Source organism: Variovorax robiniae (assembly GCF_037889955.1).
GTDB lineage: Bacteria > Pseudomonadota > Gammaproteobacteria > Burkholderiales > Burkholderiaceae_C > Variovorax > Variovorax robiniae.
This window is the reverse complement of sequence record NZ_JBBKZS010000001.1, coordinates 1-16413: the sequence shown is the minus strand read 5'-3', so window position 1 is coordinate 16413 and position 16413 is coordinate 1. Positions and strand designations below refer to the sequence as shown.

The 16413-nt window shown below is 66.5% G+C and carries 18 protein-coding genes and 1 pseudogene; 12 read left to right on the top strand and 7 right to left on the bottom strand.

What is annotated here, in order from left to right:
* Positions 1-4: 4 nt before the first annotated feature.
* The 5 genes from ssuD to WKW79_RS00075 all read right to left on the bottom strand — a co-directional run bounded on the left by ssuD (position 5) and on the right by WKW79_RS00075 (position 4953).
* The gene (gene ssuD, locus WKW79_RS00095) at positions 5-1174 is read right to left on the bottom strand and encodes an FMNH2-dependent alkanesulfonate monooxygenase (protein WP_340333059.1); all 1170 of its coding nucleotides are present in this window, start codon (positions 1172-1174) and stop codon (positions 5-7) included.
* A 10-nt stretch (positions 1175-1184) separates the two neighbouring features.
* Positions 1185-2174 (bottom strand): sulfonate ABC transporter substrate-binding protein, encoded by a 990-nt coding sequence (locus WKW79_RS00090; protein WP_340333058.1) that lies wholly within the window; start codon positions 2172-2174, stop codon positions 1185-1187.
* The gene (locus WKW79_RS00085) at positions 2171-3130 is read right to left on the bottom strand and encodes a sulfonate ABC transporter substrate-binding protein (RefSeq protein ID WP_340333057.1); all 960 of its coding nucleotides are present in this window, start codon (positions 3128-3130) and stop codon (positions 2171-2173) included. Before WKW79_RS00085 ends, WKW79_RS00090 begins: the two co-directional genes overlap by 4 nt.
* Positions 3131-3243: 113 nt before the next feature.
* Positions 3244-3828: an NADPH-dependent FMN reductase gene (ssuE, locus tag WKW79_RS00080; protein ID WP_340333056.1), complete on the bottom strand. Its 585-nt coding sequence runs from the start codon at positions 3826-3828 to the stop codon at positions 3244-3246.
* 96 nt (positions 3829-3924) lie between these two features.
* Complete coding sequence (locus tag WKW79_RS00075) at positions 3925-4953, bottom strand: sulfate ABC transporter substrate-binding protein (protein WP_340333055.1); 1029 nt, start codon at positions 4951-4953, stop codon at positions 3925-3927.
* Between the two features lie 118 nt (positions 4954-5071).
* On the opposite strand from WKW79_RS00075, the gene WKW79_RS00070 reads away from it, so the two are divergent.
* The 3 genes from WKW79_RS00070 to WKW79_RS00060 all read left to right on the top strand — a co-directional run bounded on the left by WKW79_RS00070 (position 5072) and on the right by WKW79_RS00060 (position 7770).
* Positions 5072-5344 (top strand): oxidative damage protection protein, encoded by a 273-nt coding sequence (locus WKW79_RS00070; RefSeq protein WP_213959084.1) that lies wholly within the window; start codon positions 5072-5074, stop codon positions 5342-5344.
* Positions 5345-5395: 51 nt separating this feature from the next.
* On the top strand, positions 5396-7222 hold the full coding sequence (gene mnmC / locus WKW79_RS00065; RefSeq protein WP_340333054.1) for a bifunctional tRNA (5-methylaminomethyl-2-thiouridine)(34)-methyltransferase MnmC2/FAD-dependent 5-carboxymethylaminomethyl-2-thiouridine(34) oxidoreductase MnmC1: 1827 nt from the start codon (positions 5396-5398) through the stop codon (positions 7220-7222).
* A gap of 101 nt (positions 7223-7323) precedes the next feature.
* Positions 7324-7770: a universal stress protein gene (locus WKW79_RS00060; RefSeq protein ID WP_340333053.1), complete on the top strand. Its 447-nt coding sequence runs from the start codon at positions 7324-7326 to the stop codon at positions 7768-7770.
* A gap of 9 nt (positions 7771-7779) precedes the next feature.
* Here WKW79_RS00060 and WKW79_RS00055 read toward each other — a convergent pair whose 3' ends face one another.
* A complete protein-coding gene (locus WKW79_RS00055; RefSeq protein ID WP_340333052.1) occupies positions 7780-8421 on the bottom strand; it encodes a trimeric intracellular cation channel family protein in 642 nt (213 codons plus the stop codon).
* A gap of 55 nt (positions 8422-8476) precedes the next feature.
* On the opposite strand from WKW79_RS00055, the gene WKW79_RS00050 reads away from it, so the two are divergent.
* The 9 genes from WKW79_RS00050 to WKW79_RS00010 all read left to right on the top strand — a co-directional run bounded on the left by WKW79_RS00050 (position 8477) and on the right by WKW79_RS00010 (position 16129).
* On the top strand, positions 8477-9433 hold the full coding sequence (locus tag WKW79_RS00050) for a transglutaminase family protein (protein WP_340333051.1): 957 nt from the start codon (positions 8477-8479) through the stop codon (positions 9431-9433).
* A 50-nt stretch (positions 9434-9483) separates the two neighbouring features.
* Entirely contained in the window at positions 9484-9945 is a 462-nt protein-coding gene (locus tag WKW79_RS00045) for an ArsR/SmtB family transcription factor (RefSeq protein WP_340333050.1), read from the top strand.
* Entirely contained in the window at positions 9855-10292 is a 438-nt protein-coding gene (locus WKW79_RS00040; RefSeq protein WP_340333820.1) for an SRPBCC family protein, read from the top strand. Before WKW79_RS00045 ends, WKW79_RS00040 begins: the two co-directional genes overlap by 91 nt.
* A 19-nt stretch (positions 10293-10311) precedes the next feature.
* Positions 10312-10785 (top strand): VOC family protein, encoded by a 474-nt coding sequence (locus WKW79_RS00035; protein WP_340333049.1) that lies wholly within the window; start codon positions 10312-10314, stop codon positions 10783-10785.
* A gap of 163 nt (positions 10786-10948) precedes the next feature.
* Positions 10949-11998, top strand: a complete 1050-nt coding sequence (locus tag WKW79_RS00030) for an aldo/keto reductase (protein ID WP_340333048.1) — start codon at positions 10949-10951, stop codon at positions 11996-11998.
* 117 nt (positions 11999-12115) lie between these two features.
* Positions 12116-13756, top strand: a complete 1641-nt coding sequence (pgm, locus tag WKW79_RS00025; RefSeq protein ID WP_340333047.1) for a phosphoglucomutase (alpha-D-glucose-1,6-bisphosphate-dependent) — start codon at positions 12116-12118, stop codon at positions 13754-13756.
* A 25-nt stretch (positions 13757-13781) separates the two neighbouring features.
* Positions 13782-15389, top strand: a complete 1608-nt coding sequence (locus WKW79_RS00020) for an MFS transporter (RefSeq protein WP_340333046.1) — start codon at positions 13782-13784, stop codon at positions 15387-15389.
* A gap of 93 nt (positions 15390-15482) precedes the next feature.
* Positions 15483-15734: an AbrB/MazE/SpoVT family DNA-binding domain-containing protein gene (locus WKW79_RS00015; protein WP_340333045.1), complete on the top strand. Its 252-nt coding sequence runs from the start codon at positions 15483-15485 to the stop codon at positions 15732-15734.
* Positions 15731-16129 carry a type II toxin-antitoxin system VapC family toxin gene (locus tag WKW79_RS00010; RefSeq protein ID WP_340333044.1) on the top strand — a complete coding sequence of 133 codons (399 nt, stop codon included), beginning with the start codon at positions 15731-15733 and terminating at the stop codon, positions 16127-16129. Before WKW79_RS00015 ends, WKW79_RS00010 begins: the two co-directional genes overlap by 4 nt.
* Before the next feature lie 27 nt (positions 16130-16156).
* Here the strand turns inward: WKW79_RS00010 and WKW79_RS00005 are convergent.
* Positions 16157-16413 (bottom strand): annotated as a pseudogene (locus WKW79_RS00005) (hypothetical protein); the annotation flags it as partial.

Here is a 16413-nt window from a genome sequence, read left to right as displayed (position 1 = left end):
GTGTTCAGCTTTGCGAGTGAAGGCGCGATGGCGCATCGAGATTGGCGACGACTTCGCCGAAGGGACCACCGAGCGGCCCGCCGCGCAGTTGCTGCTTCACGCGCTGCGACAACAGCGGGAACACCAGCTCGGCGAAGCGGTAGGCCTCCTCCAGGTGCGGATAGCCGGAGAGGATGAAGTTGTCGAGCCCGAGCGCCACGTATTCCTCGATGCGGGCGGCGACGGTCTTCGCATCGCCGACCAGCGCCGTGCCCGCGCCGCCGCGCACCAGGCCCACGCCGGCCCACAGGTTGGGCGACACCTCCAGGTCGGCGCGCGAGCGCTTCCGGCCGCCGGCATGCAGCGCGGCCATGCGGCGCTGCCCCTCGGAGTCCATGCGCGCGAAAGCAGCTTGCGCGCGGATCACGGTGTCGTCGTCGACGCGGCTGATCAGTTCTTCGGCGGCCTGCCAGGCAGCGTCCTCGGTCTCGCGCACGATCACATGCAGGCGGATACCGAATTGCACCGTGCGGCCCCGTCGCGCGGCACGGGCTCGCACGTCGGCCACCTTCTTCGCCACCTCGGCCGGAGGCTCGCCCCAGGTCAGGTAGGTGTCGACCTGCTCGGCCGCCAACTCATGCGCCGCCTCCGAGGATCCACCGAAATACACCGGCGGATACGGCGCCTGCACCGGTGGGTACAGCAGCTTGGCGCCCCTCACGCTCAAGTGCTTGCCCTCGTAGTCGAAGGCCTCGCCGTCATGGCTGCGCGCCAGGATCTCGCGCCAGATGCGGATGAACTCGGCCGATTGCTCGTAGCGCGATGCATGGTCGAGGAACACGCCGTCGCCTTCGAGCTCGGCTTGGTCGCCGCCGGTGACCAGGTTCACCAGCAGCCTTCCACCGGAGAGCCGGTCAAAGGTCGCGGCCATGCGCGCGGCGAGGCTCGGCTGGTGCAGGCCCGGACGCACCGCGACCAGGAACTTGAGCTTGCGCGTGGCGCCGATCAGGCTGGACGCGATCACCCACGGGTCTTCGCAGGAGCGGCCGGTCGGGATCAGCACGCCTTCATAGCCGAGCTGGTCGGCGGCGCCGGCGATCTGTTGCAGGTACGGCAGGTCGACCTGCCGCGCGCCTTCGCTGCTGCCGAGGTAGCGGCTGTCGCCATGGGTGGGGAGGAACCAGAAGATCTTCATGTTGATGCGTTCAAGGTTGCGTGCCGCGCCACACGGCTTGCGCCACGTTCACGGGCTTGGGGATCAGCCCCAGTTGATGGAAGGCATCGGCCACGCGTTGCTGGTCGCGCACCGTGGCAGGCTGGATCGGGCCGACGGGCGACGGCGGGCGGCGTTGCAGGAACAGGCTCACCACGCCAGCATCGAGGCCGCTGAAATCAGCGACGAGCTTGATCGCACCGGCACGGTCCTGTTGCACCAGCTTGTCGGCGCGGGTGAGGTCTTCGAACAATGCATTGAGCACGTCCGCATGCTGTTCGGTGAAGGCACGCGAGGCGAGGTAGAACGAGTTGTTGCCCGACAGCCCGCGCCCGTTGGCCAGCACGCGCGGCTGGATGGCCAACTCGGTCGCGGCATAGAACGGGTCCCATATCACCCACGCGTCCACGGCCTTGCGCTCGAAGGCGGCGCGCGCATCGGCGGGCGTGAGGTACACGGGCTGGATGTCGGACCACTGGAGCCCCGCCTTCTCGACGGCACGCACCAGAAGATAGTGCGCGCTCGATCCCTTCTGCAGCGCGATCTTCTTGCCGCGCAGGTCCTGCAGCGTCTTCAGCGGCGAATCCTTCAGCACGAGCACGGCCGAGCTGTCGGGCTTCGATGGCTCGGCACCGACGTAGAGCGGGTCCTTGCCGGCCGCCTGCGCGAACACCGGCGGCGAATCACCTGTGAGCCCGAATTCGAGGCTGCCCACCGCCAGCGCTTCCAGCAGCTGCGGACCCGCGGGGAATTCGATCCAGGCGATCTTTGCGTTGGGGTAGCGCTTCTCCAGCCACCCCGATTGCTTGACGATCACCAGGTTGGCCGCCGACTTCTGGTAGCCAATGCGCAGTTGCTGCAGCGGCTTTGAAGTACCCCCGGGCTGCGCCAGCGCGATGGGACCGCCAACGCCCCAGGCCAGCGCGGTGACGGCCAGCAGACGCAGCAGGCCGCGTCGTCCGAATGTGTGCAAGACGCTCATGCGATCCCCGCTCCAGCGGCCTCGAGCAGGTTGATCTTCTTCGGGATCAGCTTCAGTTCGAAGAAGGTGTCCGCAATCTGCTGCTGCTCGGCCAGGATGGCCTTGGTGATCGGCGCCGTGCCATAGGCCGCACGGCCCACGGACACGTCGACCACCGGCTTCGGCAAGCCCCACAGCGTGGACAGCTCCTGCGCATAGGCGCTCTTGTTGGCCACGGCCCACTGGTCGAGCTTGTCGATCTCCTCGACCACCAGCTTGAGCACGTCGGCGTTCTTCGCGACATAGGGCAGCGATGAAAAGTAGTAGCCCCGATTGCCGACCACGCCCTTGCCATCGGCCAGGATGCGCGCGCCCAGCGTGAGTTCGGCGGAGGCGAGGAACGGGTCCCAGATGACCCACGCATCGATCGAGCCTTTCTCGAAGGCAGCGCGCGCATCGGGCGGCGCGAGGAACACGACGTTCAGGTCGCTGTACTTCAGCCCGGCCTGCTCGGCCAGCTTGACGATGAAGTAGTGGACGTTCGAGCCCTTGTTGAGCGCGACCTTCTTGCCCTTGAGGTCTGCCACGCTTTTGATCGCAGAGTCCTTGGGCACCAGCACCGCCTCGGCGCTCGGCCGCTGCACGGTAGCGGCCACATAGGCCAGCGGCGCGCCGGCGGCCTGCGCAAAGATCGGCGGCGCCTCGCCCACGTCGCCGAAGTCGATGGAGCCGACGTTCAGCGCTTCAAGCTGCACCGGCCCCGCGTTGAACTCTGTCCACGTCACGTTCACGCCGAGCGGCGCGAGACGCTTCTCCAGCGTGCCGCGGCCCTTGAGCACGGTCAGCGCGCCCTTCTGGTTGCCGACGCGCAGCGTGCGCGAGGGGCCCTGCGCCAGCGCCGCAAACGACGGCAGCGCAATGGCGGTGGCCGCGCCCTGAAGCAGGCGACGGCGTTGGATCGAAGTCGAAGAGGTCATGATGGATTCCTTCAGGCAAGCCTTGTCCCGCGCCGCAAGCGAGCGGCGAAAAAATCGGGACGATGAATGGGGAATCGGTTGCCGCGCCTCGGAGCCCAGGCGCGGCGATGGCGTCAGACGCTACATCGCACCCGCGAGAAATGAATCGGCTCGAAGCCCCGCATCGGCGGCAGTTTCAGCCCTTCGGCGGCCAGCACCTCGGCCGCGTCGTCCAGTCGATGCGCCAGGTCGTCATGCACCCGGAACTCGCCTTGCGGCGATGCCGTGATCTGCGCGTCGGTCGCGTAGATGCCCGGCAGGATGTGCCGCGCCGCCAGCGCCTGCAGCACCGGCCGCAGCGCATAGTCGAGCGCCAGCATGTGATGTGCACTGCCGCCGGTGGCCAGCGGCAGCACCGTCTTGCCCTTCAGCGCACCTTGCGAGAGCAGGTCCAGGAACACCTTCAGCGCGCCGCTGTAGGCCGCCTTGTAGACGGGCGTGGCCACCACCACGACGCGTGCCTGCGCCACCTGGGCGATGGCATGCGCGATGTCGGGATGCTCCCACTCGGCGCGCACCAGCGCCTGTGCCGGCAGGTCGCGCACCGTGATGCGCTCGATGCGCGCACCGCGCCTTTGGAGCCGGTCGCCCACCGATTCGAGCAAGGCGGTGGATCGGGACGGCGTCGAGGGACTGCCGGCAATCAGGAGGACGGTCACGCAAAACTTTCCGGGAATTTCAAGGTGAGTTCGCCCCCGGCGCCTGCCGTGCAGGCGCACTACGAATCGGGGCGATCAGGGAATGAGGCGGCCGGCCTACTTCAGCTTCGCCGTGTAGATCTGGTCGAAGGAGCCGCCATCGGCGAAGTGCTCCTTGTCCGCCTTGGCCCAGCCGCCGAAGGCCTGGTCGATGGTGAACAGCGTCAGCTTGGGAAACTGCTTGTCGTACTTGGCCTTGGCCTTGTCCGAGGTCGGCCGGTAGTAGTTGCGGCCCGCGATGTCCTGGCCCTCGTCGGAATACAGGTACTTCAGGTATTCCTCTGCCACGGCGCGCGTGCCCTTCTTGTCGACCACCTTGTCGACCACCGTCACGGTCGGCTCGGCCAGGATGCTGATCGAGGGCGCGACGATGTCGAACTTGTCGGCACCGAATTCCTTCAGCGCCAGGTAGGCCTCGTTCTCCCAGGCCAGCAGCACGTCGCCGACGCCGCGTTGCACGAAGGTAATCGTCGACCCGCGTGCGCCCGCGTCGAGCACCGGCACGTTCTTGTAGAGATTGCCGACGAATTCCTTCGCCTTCGCATCGCCACCGTACTTGCGCTTGGCGAACTCCCACGCGGCCAGGTAGTTCCAGCGTGCGCCGCCGGAGGTCTTCGGATTCGGCGTGATCACTTGCGTACCAGGCTTGACCAGGTCGTCCCAGTCCTTGATGCCCTTGGGGTTGCCCTTCTTCACGAGGAACACGATGGTCGAGGTGTAGGGCGCCGAGTTGTGCGGCAGGCGCTTCTGCCAGTCCGGCTTGACCAGGCCGCCGTGCGTGACGAGCGCATCGGTGTCGCCGGCCAAGGCCAGGGTGGCCACATCGGCGTCGATGCCGTCGATGATCGAGCGGGCCTGCTTGCCCGAGCCGCCATGCGACTGCTTGATCACCACGTCCTGGCCGGTCTTGCCCTTCCAGTAGGCGGCGAAGGCCTTGTTGTAGTCGACGTAGAGCTCGCGCGTCGGGTCGTAGGACACGTTGAGCAGGTTGATGGTCTGGGCGAACGACGGCAGCGCCGTCAGGGCCATGCTCGCGCCCAGCGTGGCACCGAGGGAAAGCTTGATAAAGTCGCGGCGAAGGCTCATGGCGGTCTTTCGAAAGGCAATCTGACTAAGAAGCTGCCGATTCTGAAAGCCACCCTACAAAACTGGAACTACCGTTTTCACAGTTCCAAATAGCCAAATCAACTAAGGACCCTTCCAAATGGCACGAATGATTCAGTGCGTGAAGCTCGGCAAGGAAGCCGAGGGACTCGACTTTCCCCCCTACCCCGGCGAACTCGGCAAGAAGATCTGGGAAAGCGTCAGCAAGGAAGCCTGGGCCGCCTGGCTCAAGCAGCAGACCATGCTCGTGAACGAAAACCGCCTGAACCTGGCCGACCAGCGCGCCCGCGAATACTTGAAGCGCCAGATGGAAAAGCACTTCTTCGGCGATGGCGCCGACGTGGCGCAAGGCTACGTGCCGCCGAGCGCCTGATCCCATTCCCTTGAAAGCGGGCATTGCCCGCTTCCCTGTTCCCGTCTCCTGATGCCCGAACCCGTCCAGTGGCGCGCCGATGGCGTTCCGCGCAGCGAGCGCTTCGACGACATCTATCACACCGAAACCGGCGCCCTCGCCCAGTCCCGCCATGTGTTCCTCAACGGCTGCGGCCTGCCTGAGGCTTGGCAGGATCAGCCGCAATGGCGGATTCTCGAAACCGGCTTCGGCTTTGGCTTCAATTTCCTGACAACCTGGCAGGCCTGGCGCACGGACCCGGCACGGCCGCGCATGCTGCACTTCGTCTCGATCGAGGCACATCCGGTCGGCGTCGACGATCTGCTGCGTGCCGCCTCGGCCTACCCGGAACTGGCTGAACTCGCCCAGTCGCTGGCCGCGCAATGGACGGAACTCCTGCCCGGCCTTCACCGGATGAGCTTCGAAGGCGGCCATGTGCTGCTGACGCTGTGCATCGGCGACGTGCAGGCCATGCTGCGCGCCCAGCGCTTCGAGGCCGACAGCATCTACCTCGACGGCTTCAGCCCCGACCGCAATCCCGCCATGTGGTCGCCCGAGACGCTCAAGGCCGTCTCGCGCTTTGCCCGGCGCGGCACCGGCATTGCCACCTGGACCATTGCCCGCGCGGTGCGGGATGCGCTCACGCAAAACGGCTTCCAGGTGCGCAAGTCGCCCGGCTTGCCACCCAAGCGCGATTGCCTGCGCGGCGTGTTCGACCCGGCCTGGACACCGCGCCGCCGTACCCCGCCCGCGGAATGCGCGACGCCGGGGCGCTGCGCCGTCATCGGCGCCGGTCTCGCGGGCGCGGCCGTCGCAGCCAGCCTGGCGCGACGAGGCTGGCAGGTCGACGTATTCGACAAGGCCGCACACGCGGCGGCAGGTGCCTCGGGCCTGCCGGTCGGCGTGCTCGCGCCGCATGCCTCGCCCGACGACGCCCTGCTCTCGCGCCTCACGCGCGCAGGCATCCGCGCGACGTGGCAACAGTTGCAAGAGCGACTCGTCGAAGGACACGACTGGCGCGCCAGCGGCGTGCTGGAGCGCCGGCCCGATGGCGACATACGCCTGCCGGCAGGCTGGAACGCGGAAGGCCCGAACCTCTCGTGGCCCGCAGGTGCATCGCAACTCGGGGCCGCGCACCTGCCCACCGATACCGCCTCGCTCTGGCACCGTCGCGCCGGCTGGGTGCGCCCACGGGCGCTGGTCGAAGCGTGGCTGGCCACACCCGGCGTACACCTGATCCCCGACTGCGACATCGAACGCCTCGCGCCCACCGGCGACCACTGGCAGCTCTTCGCCGGGGGTGATCAATCACTGGGTGAATTCGACCGCGTGGTGATCGCCGCAGGCTTCGAAAGCGCCCGCTTCACGCCATCGCTGCCCTTGCAACCGGTGCGCGGCCAGGTCCAATGGGGGCGCCTGCCGCCCGGCACGAACATGCCGCAAGTCCCGATCAACGGCGACGGCCACCTGATCGCGGGTGTCCCCGATGGCGATGGCGTCCTGTGGCTCACCGGCGCCACCTTCGACCGCGACAGCACCGACTTGGCACCGAACGCCACGGACACGCAGGCCAATCGCGAACGACTCGCCCGCCTGCATCCATTGGCCGCATCGGTGCTGGAAAGTCAGTTCGAAGCAGCGACCCCCTGGACCGGCGTGCGCTGCGCCTCCGCAGACCGCCGCCCGCTGGTCGGCCCGCTGTCCGGTCGGCCGGGCTTGTGGGCCTGCACCGCGCTCGGCTCGCGCGGCCTGACTTTTGCAGCACTGTGCGCCGAGTTGCTGGCCGCGCACTGGCAGGCCGAGCCCCTGCCCGTGCCGGCAACACTCGCCCAAGCCCTCGACACGCGCCGCCTTCCCTGACCCCGCGGCCCGAACAAAGCCCGTACCCCACCGAATATCGCTTTCGCTCCCCGGAAGATCGCTGTCAAATGCATCCCCCATTCACCCGGAGGAGAAGCAACATGTTCAAGCGAATTCTTGTGGCCACGGATGGTTCCCCCCTGTCCGAGCAGGCCGTCGACAAGGCTGTCGAACTGGCCCTGCTGTGCGGCGGCGACCTGTGCGTCGTCACCGTGGCGCACCTGGAACCGCACAGTTATTTTGAAGGCTCTCCGGTGCTGAGCCAGATGCAGGTCGAGGAAGTGCGCGCCCGGTCGGTCGCGGGAGCGCATGGCCTGGTCGACGCGGTCAAGGCCAATGCCATGAACAAGGGCGTGCGCAATGTCGAAGTGGCGGTCGTCGCCTCGAACCAGGTGGCAGAGTCCATCATCGAGACGGCCACCACGCACAACTGCGACCTGATCGTGATGGCCTCGCATGGGCGACGGACCCTGAAGCGCCTGCTGATGGGCAGCGAAACCCTTCACGTGCTGACGCACTCGACCACGCCGGTGCTCGTGCTGAGATAAGCCCAGGCGCTACTTCCTCGGATCCTCGTCGTCCGGCGGCGTGACGAAGCGCGGCAGGTGCCAGTCATAGCGCACGGCGAGGAAGCGAAGCACGAAGCAGGTCGCGAGCGCCGCCATCGCGCGCCGGTCCGCCGGCCAACTCGCCCGGTGGCCCACCACCTCGATCAAGGCCGCGGCCAGCGCCGCCAATGCATAGATCTGTCCCTTGAGGATGGCCGGCACGCGATTGAGCAGCACATCCCGCGCGATACCGCCGCCCACCGCTGTCAACACGCCGAGGATGACTGCACCTTCCGAGGTCAGCCCATAGATCATCGCCTTCTGCGCCCCGGTCACGGCAAAGAGCCCCAACCCCAGGCTGTCGAACAGCACGATGGGTGCCTCCAGCCGTTCCCGCACGATGCGCGAGTACATCGCCATCACCGCCGCCACGGATGAAATCGCCAGGTAGCGCCAATCCGACAGCCCCGCCGGCGGCACCGCGCCGATGCAGACATCCCGCAGCACGCCGCCGCCACAGGCCACCAGGAAGGCCACGACGAAGATGCCGAACACATCCAGCCCCCGGTTGCGCGCCGCCACGGCACCGCTGAAGGCGAACGCGAACGTCCCGGCCAGGTCGAGGATGTAGAAGAGCAAAAGGCTTGTCATGCGGTGCGCGCATTCTGCCGTTGCCCGCGGCGCCGACCAACCGTCAGAATCCCTCATGCCCACCCGCTACGACATCGAACACACCACCATCTACAGCTACAACCAGCCCGTCACCTTCGGGCTGCACCGCGTGATGTTCCGCCCGCGCGACAGCCACGACCTGCGCGTGCTCGCCACCGACCTGCAAGTCAGCCCCACCGCCAATGTGCGCCTGATCCAGGACCCCCACTCCAACTCCGTTGCGCTGGTGCAGCCGCTCGGCGAAGCGACCGAACTCAAGGTCGTGTGCTCCTTCACCATCGAACAGGTGCCCGCGGCCGACGACCCGCTGAGCGAACTCGACCCTGCCGCCGAATTCCTGCCCTTCGCCTATTCGATCGAGGACCGCCTCGACCTCGAGCACTACCTGCGCCCGCACCATCCCGACCCCGACGGCACGCTGATCCGCTGGGCGCACCAGTTCCTCTACACCGACGAGCCCAACAGCACGCGCGAGGTCCTGGCCCGCATGAACGCGCACATCGGCAAGACGCTGACCTACAAGGCGCGCGACGAGGAAGGCACGCAGAGCCCACTCGAAACCCTCAACCTCGGCTCCGGCAGTTGCCGCGACTATGCATTGCTGATGATGGAAGCCGCCAGGCGACTCGGCGTGGCGACGCGCTTCGTCTCGGGCTACCTCTACGACGCGGCGCTGGACAAGCCCGCGCCTTCGAAGGATGCGGAGGTCGCGGAAGACGTGGAGCCGGGCACGGAAGTGGACGAGACTGCGGACACCGGCGTCACGGTCGGCGCCGGCTCCACGCACGCCTGGCTGCACGCCTACCTGCCCGGCGCCGGCTGGGTCGCCTATGACCCGACCAACAACCTCATGGGCAGCAGCCAGTTGATCCGTGTCGGCGTGGCGCGTGACCCGGCCCTGGCCACGCCCATCGCGGGAAGCTGGTTCGGCAAGCCCGAGGCCTATGAAGGCCTGACCGCGACGGTTCGCGTCCGACGCGTGCGCGGCTGAAATCAACGCCCGCTTGACAAGCCGGGCGCATCGGCTCAATACTGAACCAAATGGTTCAGCTATCAGATCCCGATCTCGACCTCGTCTTCACCGCGCTGGCCGACCGCACGCGGCGCGACGTGCTGACCGCGCTCGGCCAGGGCGACCAGAGCATCTCGGAGTTGGCACAGCCGCACGGCATGTCGCTGACCGGCTTCATGAAGCACCTGCGCGTGCTCGAAGCGGCCGGCCTGATCGCCCGCTCGAAGGAAGGCCGCGTGGTGCGCTGCGAGCTGTCGGCCGCGCCATTGCAGGAGGCGGCTGTGTGGTTGTCCCGCTATGAAAAGTTCTGGAACGCGCGCTTCGACGCGCTCGGCCGCTACCTCCAACAAACGGAAGAAGTCCCGCCATGCCCAACTTCAACGCCCTCGACGAAGCCCCCATCCGCGAGCGTCCCGAACTCCGCCTCGAACGCCACTTCCCGGTCCCGCCCGAAAAAGTCTGGCGCGCCTGGACCGACCCGCAAGCGCTAGTCCATTGGTTCGGCACCGGCGAGCCAGGTTCGGTCACGCATGCCGAGACCGACGTACGCATGGGCGGCTATTTCCGCATCGAGTTCGTCACGCCCGACGGCGAACTGCACAGCGTGAGCGGCTTCTACCTCGACGTGGTGCCGCACCGGCGCCTGCAATTCAGCTGGGCCTGGCGCAGCACGCCGGAACGCGAGTCGCTCGTCACCATCGATTTCGTGAAGACGCCGACCGGCACGCGGATGAACTTCGTGCACACCCAGTTCTTCGACCAGGCCGCGCGCGACGGCCATGAAGGCGGATGGACCCTGTCCTTCGAAAAGCTCGCGCATCACCTCCAGCAACCCTGATCAACCCAAGGAAAGCCCGATGCAAAAGATCACCCCCTGCCTCTGGTTCGACGGCCAGGCCGAAGAAGCGCTCAACTTCTATGCCGGCATCTTCAGGAACTCGCGCGTCTACAACGTCAAGCGCTACGGCGATGCCGGCCCCGGCAAGAAGGGCTCGGTGCTGGCTGCCAACGTCTCGCTCGACGGGCAGGAATTCATGGCCCTCAACGGCGGCCCGATGTACAAGTTCACGCCGGCCATCTCGCTCTTCGTGAGTTGCGAAACCCAGGATGAAGTCGACCACTACTGGCACCGGCTGCTCGAAGGCGGCAAGCCCAGCCAGTGCGGCTGGCTCGACGACAAGTTCGGCGTGTCCTGGCAGATCGTGCCCAAGGCGCTCGGCCAGATGCTGGAAGACAAGGATCCGCGCAAGGCCAACGCCGTCATGACGGCGATGCTGAAGATGGTCAAGCTGGATGTTGCAGCGTTGAAATCAGCCTATGACAGCGTTTGACACGACTTTGCATTCAGTCGCAGGACAAGGCGGAGCGCCGCAGACAGTGCTGTAGCACGGCAAGGCGATCCAACGCAGTGATGCGGCTGAAGGCGAAGTCGTGTGAGAGCAGGATCCGCGGGATCGCCCTATGCTGCGGGGCTTTCCCAACGGAGCCCCTCCCATGCGCAACCATCCCCTGGGCCGCACCGGCCTCTACGTGTCGGAACTCTGCCTCGGCACCATGACCTTCGGCGGCACCGGCGGCTTCTGGAACAAGATCGGCGAGGTGCAGCAAGGGGATGCGGAACGCCTGATCGGCGCGGCGCTCGACGGCGGTATCAACTTCATCGACACGGCGGACGTGTATTCGGAAGGCCAGTCGGAAGAGATCACCGGCCAGGCGCTGAAGAACCTCAAGGTACCGCGCGAGAACGTGGTGATCGCAACCAAGGTCTTCGGCGAGACCGGTGCCGGCCCCAATGCGCGCGGCGCCTCGCGTGGCCACATCATGGACGGCGTCAAGGGCAGCCTGCGCCGGCTCCAACTGGACCACATCGACCTCTACCAGATCCACGGCTTCGACCCGGCCACACCCGTGGAGGAAACCGTGCGGGCGCTGGACCAGCTCGTGCGCCAGGGCCATGTGCGCTACGTGGGCGTGTCGAACTGGGCAGCGTGGCAGATCGTCAAGGCACTGGGCATCGCGGAGCTGCTGGGGCTGTCGCGCTTCGAATCGCTGCAGGCCTACTACACCGTGGCCGGCCGCTACCTGGAGCGCGAGATCGTGCCGATGCTGGAAAGCGAAGGCCTCGGCCTCATGGTGTGGAGCCCGCTGGCCGGCGGCCTGCTCAGCGGCAAGTACGACCGCGAGCACCAGGGCGAGGAAGGAAGCCGTCGCACCACCTTCGACTTCCCGCCGGTCAATCGCGACCGGGCCTGGGCCTGCGTCGACGCGATGCGGCCGATTGCGGCCGCGCACGGCGTGTCGGTCGCGCAGGTCGCGCTGGCCTGGCTGCTGCACCAGCCGCAGGTGACCAGCGTGATCGTCGGCGCCAAGCGGCCCGAGCAACTGGCCGACAACATGGCAGCCACGCAAGTGGCGCTGAGCGCGGCCGAGTTGCAGCAGATCGCCGACGCCGGCCAATTGCCCGCGGAATACCCCGGCTGGATGTTTGAACGCCAGGGCGCCAATCGGCGCAAGCAGATTGCCGATGCTGCCGCACCCCGCTGATTCGTATAGGAGAGCGTAGGCCATTGGCGTTAACCTCGGCGCATGTCTGCCATGCCCAAGACAGCCTTCCTGTCCGAAAGCAATCTCGCCGACAGCACCCAAAGGAGAAGCAAACCCATGGCCGACAGTCCACTCGCGGGCAAGATCGCCCCCGCCTCCCTACGCGCCAACCTGCCGCGCCTGGTCACCGCCTACTACGCGCTGGTGCCCGACCCGGGGGTGGCAGCCCAACGCGTGGCCTTCGGCACCTCCGGCCACCGCGGCTCCTCTTACACCGCCGGTTTCAACGAGTGGCATGTGCTGGCCATCTCGCAGGCGATCTGCGAATACCGCGCGCAAAAGGGCATCGACGGGCCGCTCTACTTGGGCATCGACACGCATCCCTTGTCCGAGCCGGCAGCTGCAAGCGCCATCGAGGTGCTGGCGGCCAATGGCGTCGAGCTGATGCTGGCCACCGACGACGATTACACGCCGACACCGGCCATCTCGCATGCGATCCTCGTCCACAACCGCGGTCGCACGGCCGGCCTGGCCGACGGCATCGTCATCACGCCTTCTCACAACCCGCCCGATGACGGCGGCTTCAAGTACAACCCGCCCAACGGCGGCCCGGCCGATACCGACGTCACCAAGTGGATCGAGAACCGGGCCAACGAGCTCATCAAGGCGGGCTTGCAAGGTGTGAAGCGCATGCCCTACGCGCAAGCCCTGCGCGCTGCGACCACGCATCGCCACGACTACCTCAGCCACTACGTCGCCGAGCTCGGCAACGTGCTCGACTTCGACGCGATCCGCGCCGCCGGCGTGCGCATGGGCGTGGACCCGATGGGCGGCGCGGGCGTTCACTACTGGGGCCGCATCGCCGACCACTACAAGCTCGACCTCACCGTGGTCAACCCCGACGTCGACGCCACCTTCGCCTTCATGCCGCGCGACTGGGACGGCCGCGTGCGCATGGACCCGTCATCCATCTATGCGATGCAGAACCTGATCGGCCTGAAGGACAAGTTCGACGTCGGCTTCGGCTGCGACACCGATCATGACCGCCACGGCGTCGTCACGAAGAGCGGCGGCCTCATGCGCCCGAACCACTACCTGGCGGTGATGATCGACTACCTGTTCCAGCACCGACCGAACTGGAGCCCCAACGCCGCAGTCGGGAAGACGCTGGTCAGCAGCACCATGATCGACCGCGTGACTGCGCGGCTCGGCCGGCCGTTGCAGGAGGTGCCCGTCGGCTTCAAGTGGTTCGTGAACGGCTTGATGGACGGCAGCCTCGGATTCGTCGGCGAGGAGAGCGCGGGCGCCTCCTTCCTGCGGCGCGACGGCACGGTCTGGACCACCGACAAGGACGGCCTCGCTCCCGCGCTGCTGTCGGCGGAAATCACCGCGAAGATGGGACGCGACCCGAGCGAGCTGTATCGGCAACTGACGCAGGAATTCGGCGATCCGGCCTACGACCGCGTCGACGCGCCGGCCACGCCGGAGCAGAAGGCCAGGCTGTCGAAGCTCACGCCGCAGCAGGTCACCAGCACCGAGCTGGCTGGCGGGAAGATCGAGAAGGTGCTCTCGAATGCGCCCTCCAACGGCGCGGCCATCGGCGGCATCAAGGTCATATCGGCAGATGGATGGTTCGCCGCGCGGCCATCGGGCACGGAGAACATCTACAAGATCTACGCGGAGAGCTTCAAGGGCGAGACGCACCTGCGCAGCATCATCAGCGAGGCGCAGGCGATCGTGGACAAGGCGCTGGGCTGACCGGACAGGGCGGACGGCGCTTCGAATGAACCGCAACCGCTCGATCTCCTTCCACCACCCGGTCGCCTTCTGGATCGGCTGCATTGCCATCATCGGCGGCGTGCTCTCGCACATGCCGATGTTCATGATGGGCCGCCACAACGGCTACCAAATGGTCGGCATGCCGATGGACACGCCGATGCTCATTGGCATGGCGATGGTCCCGTTCGGAGTGCTGCTGTCGGCCTACGGCCTCATGCCGCGCATCGGGCGCATGGCGAAGAGCGAGCACGGCGGCAGCCACCTGCAATTCCATGTGGCCGACGGCGTGCCGCTCAATGCGGAGCATTGGAAGCTCGTCATCGTGCTGGTCATCGCCCTCGCGGTCGACGTGCTGAAGCCGGCCACGCTTGGCTTCGTGATGCCGGGCATGACCCGCGAGTATGAAATCTCGAAGGAGACGGCCGGCGTGCTGGCATTGGTCGCGCTCACCGGCACGACCGTCGGCTCGGTGGTCTGGGGCCGAATCGCCGATGTGTTCGGACGCCGTGCGGCGATCCTGCTGTCGGCGCTGATGTTCATCGGCACGGCCATCTGCGGCGCGATGCCGGCCTTCGGCTGGAACCTGGCCATGTGCTTCCTGATGGGTGCCTCGGCCGGTGGCCTGTTGCCAATCACGTTCACGCTGATGGCCGAGTCGGTGCCTGCGGCGCATCGCGGCTGGCTATTGGTGGCGCTCGGCGGTGTCGGAACCTCCGCCGGCTACCTGCTGGCCGCCGGCTCGGCCGCCTGGCTGGTGCCGGAATTCAGTTGGCGGGCGCTGTGGCTGCTGGGCCTGCCGACCGGGCTGGTCATCGTCTTCCTCGGCCGCTACATCCCGGAGTCGCCACGCTTCCTGTCGAATGCGGGGCTTGTGGACGAGGCGCGCGAGGTGCTCGAACGATTCACCGGTGCGGGCGCCGCCGGCACGACGGGCGAAGCAGTTGTCGTCGAGGCCGTGGAGGACGAGCCAGGCGCCGGCCTCGCCCAATTGCTCCGAAGCAGCCATGCCCGCATCACCTGGGGCCTGATGGTCTGCGGCATCGCCTGGGGCCTGGTCAACTTCGGATTCCTGCTGTGGCTGCCGACCAACCTGGGCACCATGGGCATGGACACCAGCGCCGCCAGCGCCCTGCTTGCACGCTCCGCGCTGCTGGCGCTGCCGGGCATCGGCCTCGTCATCTGGCTCTACCACCGCTGGAGCAGCATCAAGGCGCTGGTGCTGTTCATCGTGCTCACGACCGCGACCCTGTTGCTCTTCGTGGCGATGAGCATGGTGAAGGTGCAATCGAGCCTCGCCATCGTCGCCGCGACCGCGCTGCTGCTGGTCAGTTCCAGCGGCGTGATCGCGATGCTGATTCCGTATGCCGCCGAGATCTATCCGGTGCACCTGCGCGGCACGGGCTCAGGCGTGATCGCGGCCAGTTCCAAGTTCGGCGGCATCGTGGGCGCGGGACTCGGCGTGATGGGTGTGTTCACCCATTTCGGGACCTCGGCGCTGCTGATCGCGGTGCCGATGGCGGTGGCCGCCGCGCTGCTGATCCGCAGCGGGATCGAGACGCGCGGGCAGCGCCTGGAGGAGATTCAGCGGGCGCTGCATTTGCGGGCGCGGTGAGCACGAGCCGGCGTTTCGGCGTATGGCATCCAGAACCCTGCATGTAATGCAAATTTCAATTACCATTGCACCAATTGCATCAGGAGGATTTCCATGACTTCGTTGGTCGTCACCATGAAAGGACAAGTCACGCTCAAGCGCGACTTGCTTCAGCACCTCGGCATCAAGCCTGGCGAGCGCATCGAGTTCGACAAGATGCCGGGTGGCGAACTGCGGGTGAAGGCCTCGCGCCCTGCCGGCGATATTCGCGCATTCTTCGGTTGCCTCGCAGACAAGACCACAAGGAAACTCACGATCGAGGAAATCAACGAGGCCATCGCGGCCGGATGGGCCGGTGAGCGTTGAAAGTCATCGTAGATACCAACGTGCTGGTCAGGGCGGCCGTTCGCGACGACGCAAAGCAGACGCGAGCCGCTGACAAACTTCTGCAATCTGCTGAACTGGTTGCTGTGTCCTTGCCCACCCTGTGCGAATTCGTCTGGGTGCTGAGCCGTGGCTACAAACTCGATGGCGCCAGCATCGGACACGCCATCCGGTTGCTGTTCGATGCCGGCAACGTGGTGATGAATCGCCCCGCCGTGGAATTCGGCTTGTCCTTTCTGGAAGGCGGTGGCGACTTCGCGGATGGCATCATGGCCTACGAAGGTTCATGGCTGGGCGGAGAGACCTTCGTGTCGTTCGATAAGCAAGCCGTGAAGCTCGCCAACGAACGAGGTCAATCGGCTCGATTGCTCTCCTGACCTGTCTCGATTGCATCGGCTGATCCTTCAGTTGCCAAACAAATCCGTGCAGGTGTCGCACACGAAGTACTCGGTCTTCTCCCTGCACCGGATGCTGCCGGTCGCCCCCGGCCGGATCTTCCAATCGCAAGCCTCGCCGTTGCGCTTCATCGTGCCCTCGATGTGACAAGGCGTGTTGGCGCCGGCCGAAAATTGACCCACCTGTGAGGGTTGTGCCGGTTCAAATTTGACCCGGGTGTTCAGCCTACCCTGCTGCTTTTTTAAGCGGCGGGGGTATGAGGATT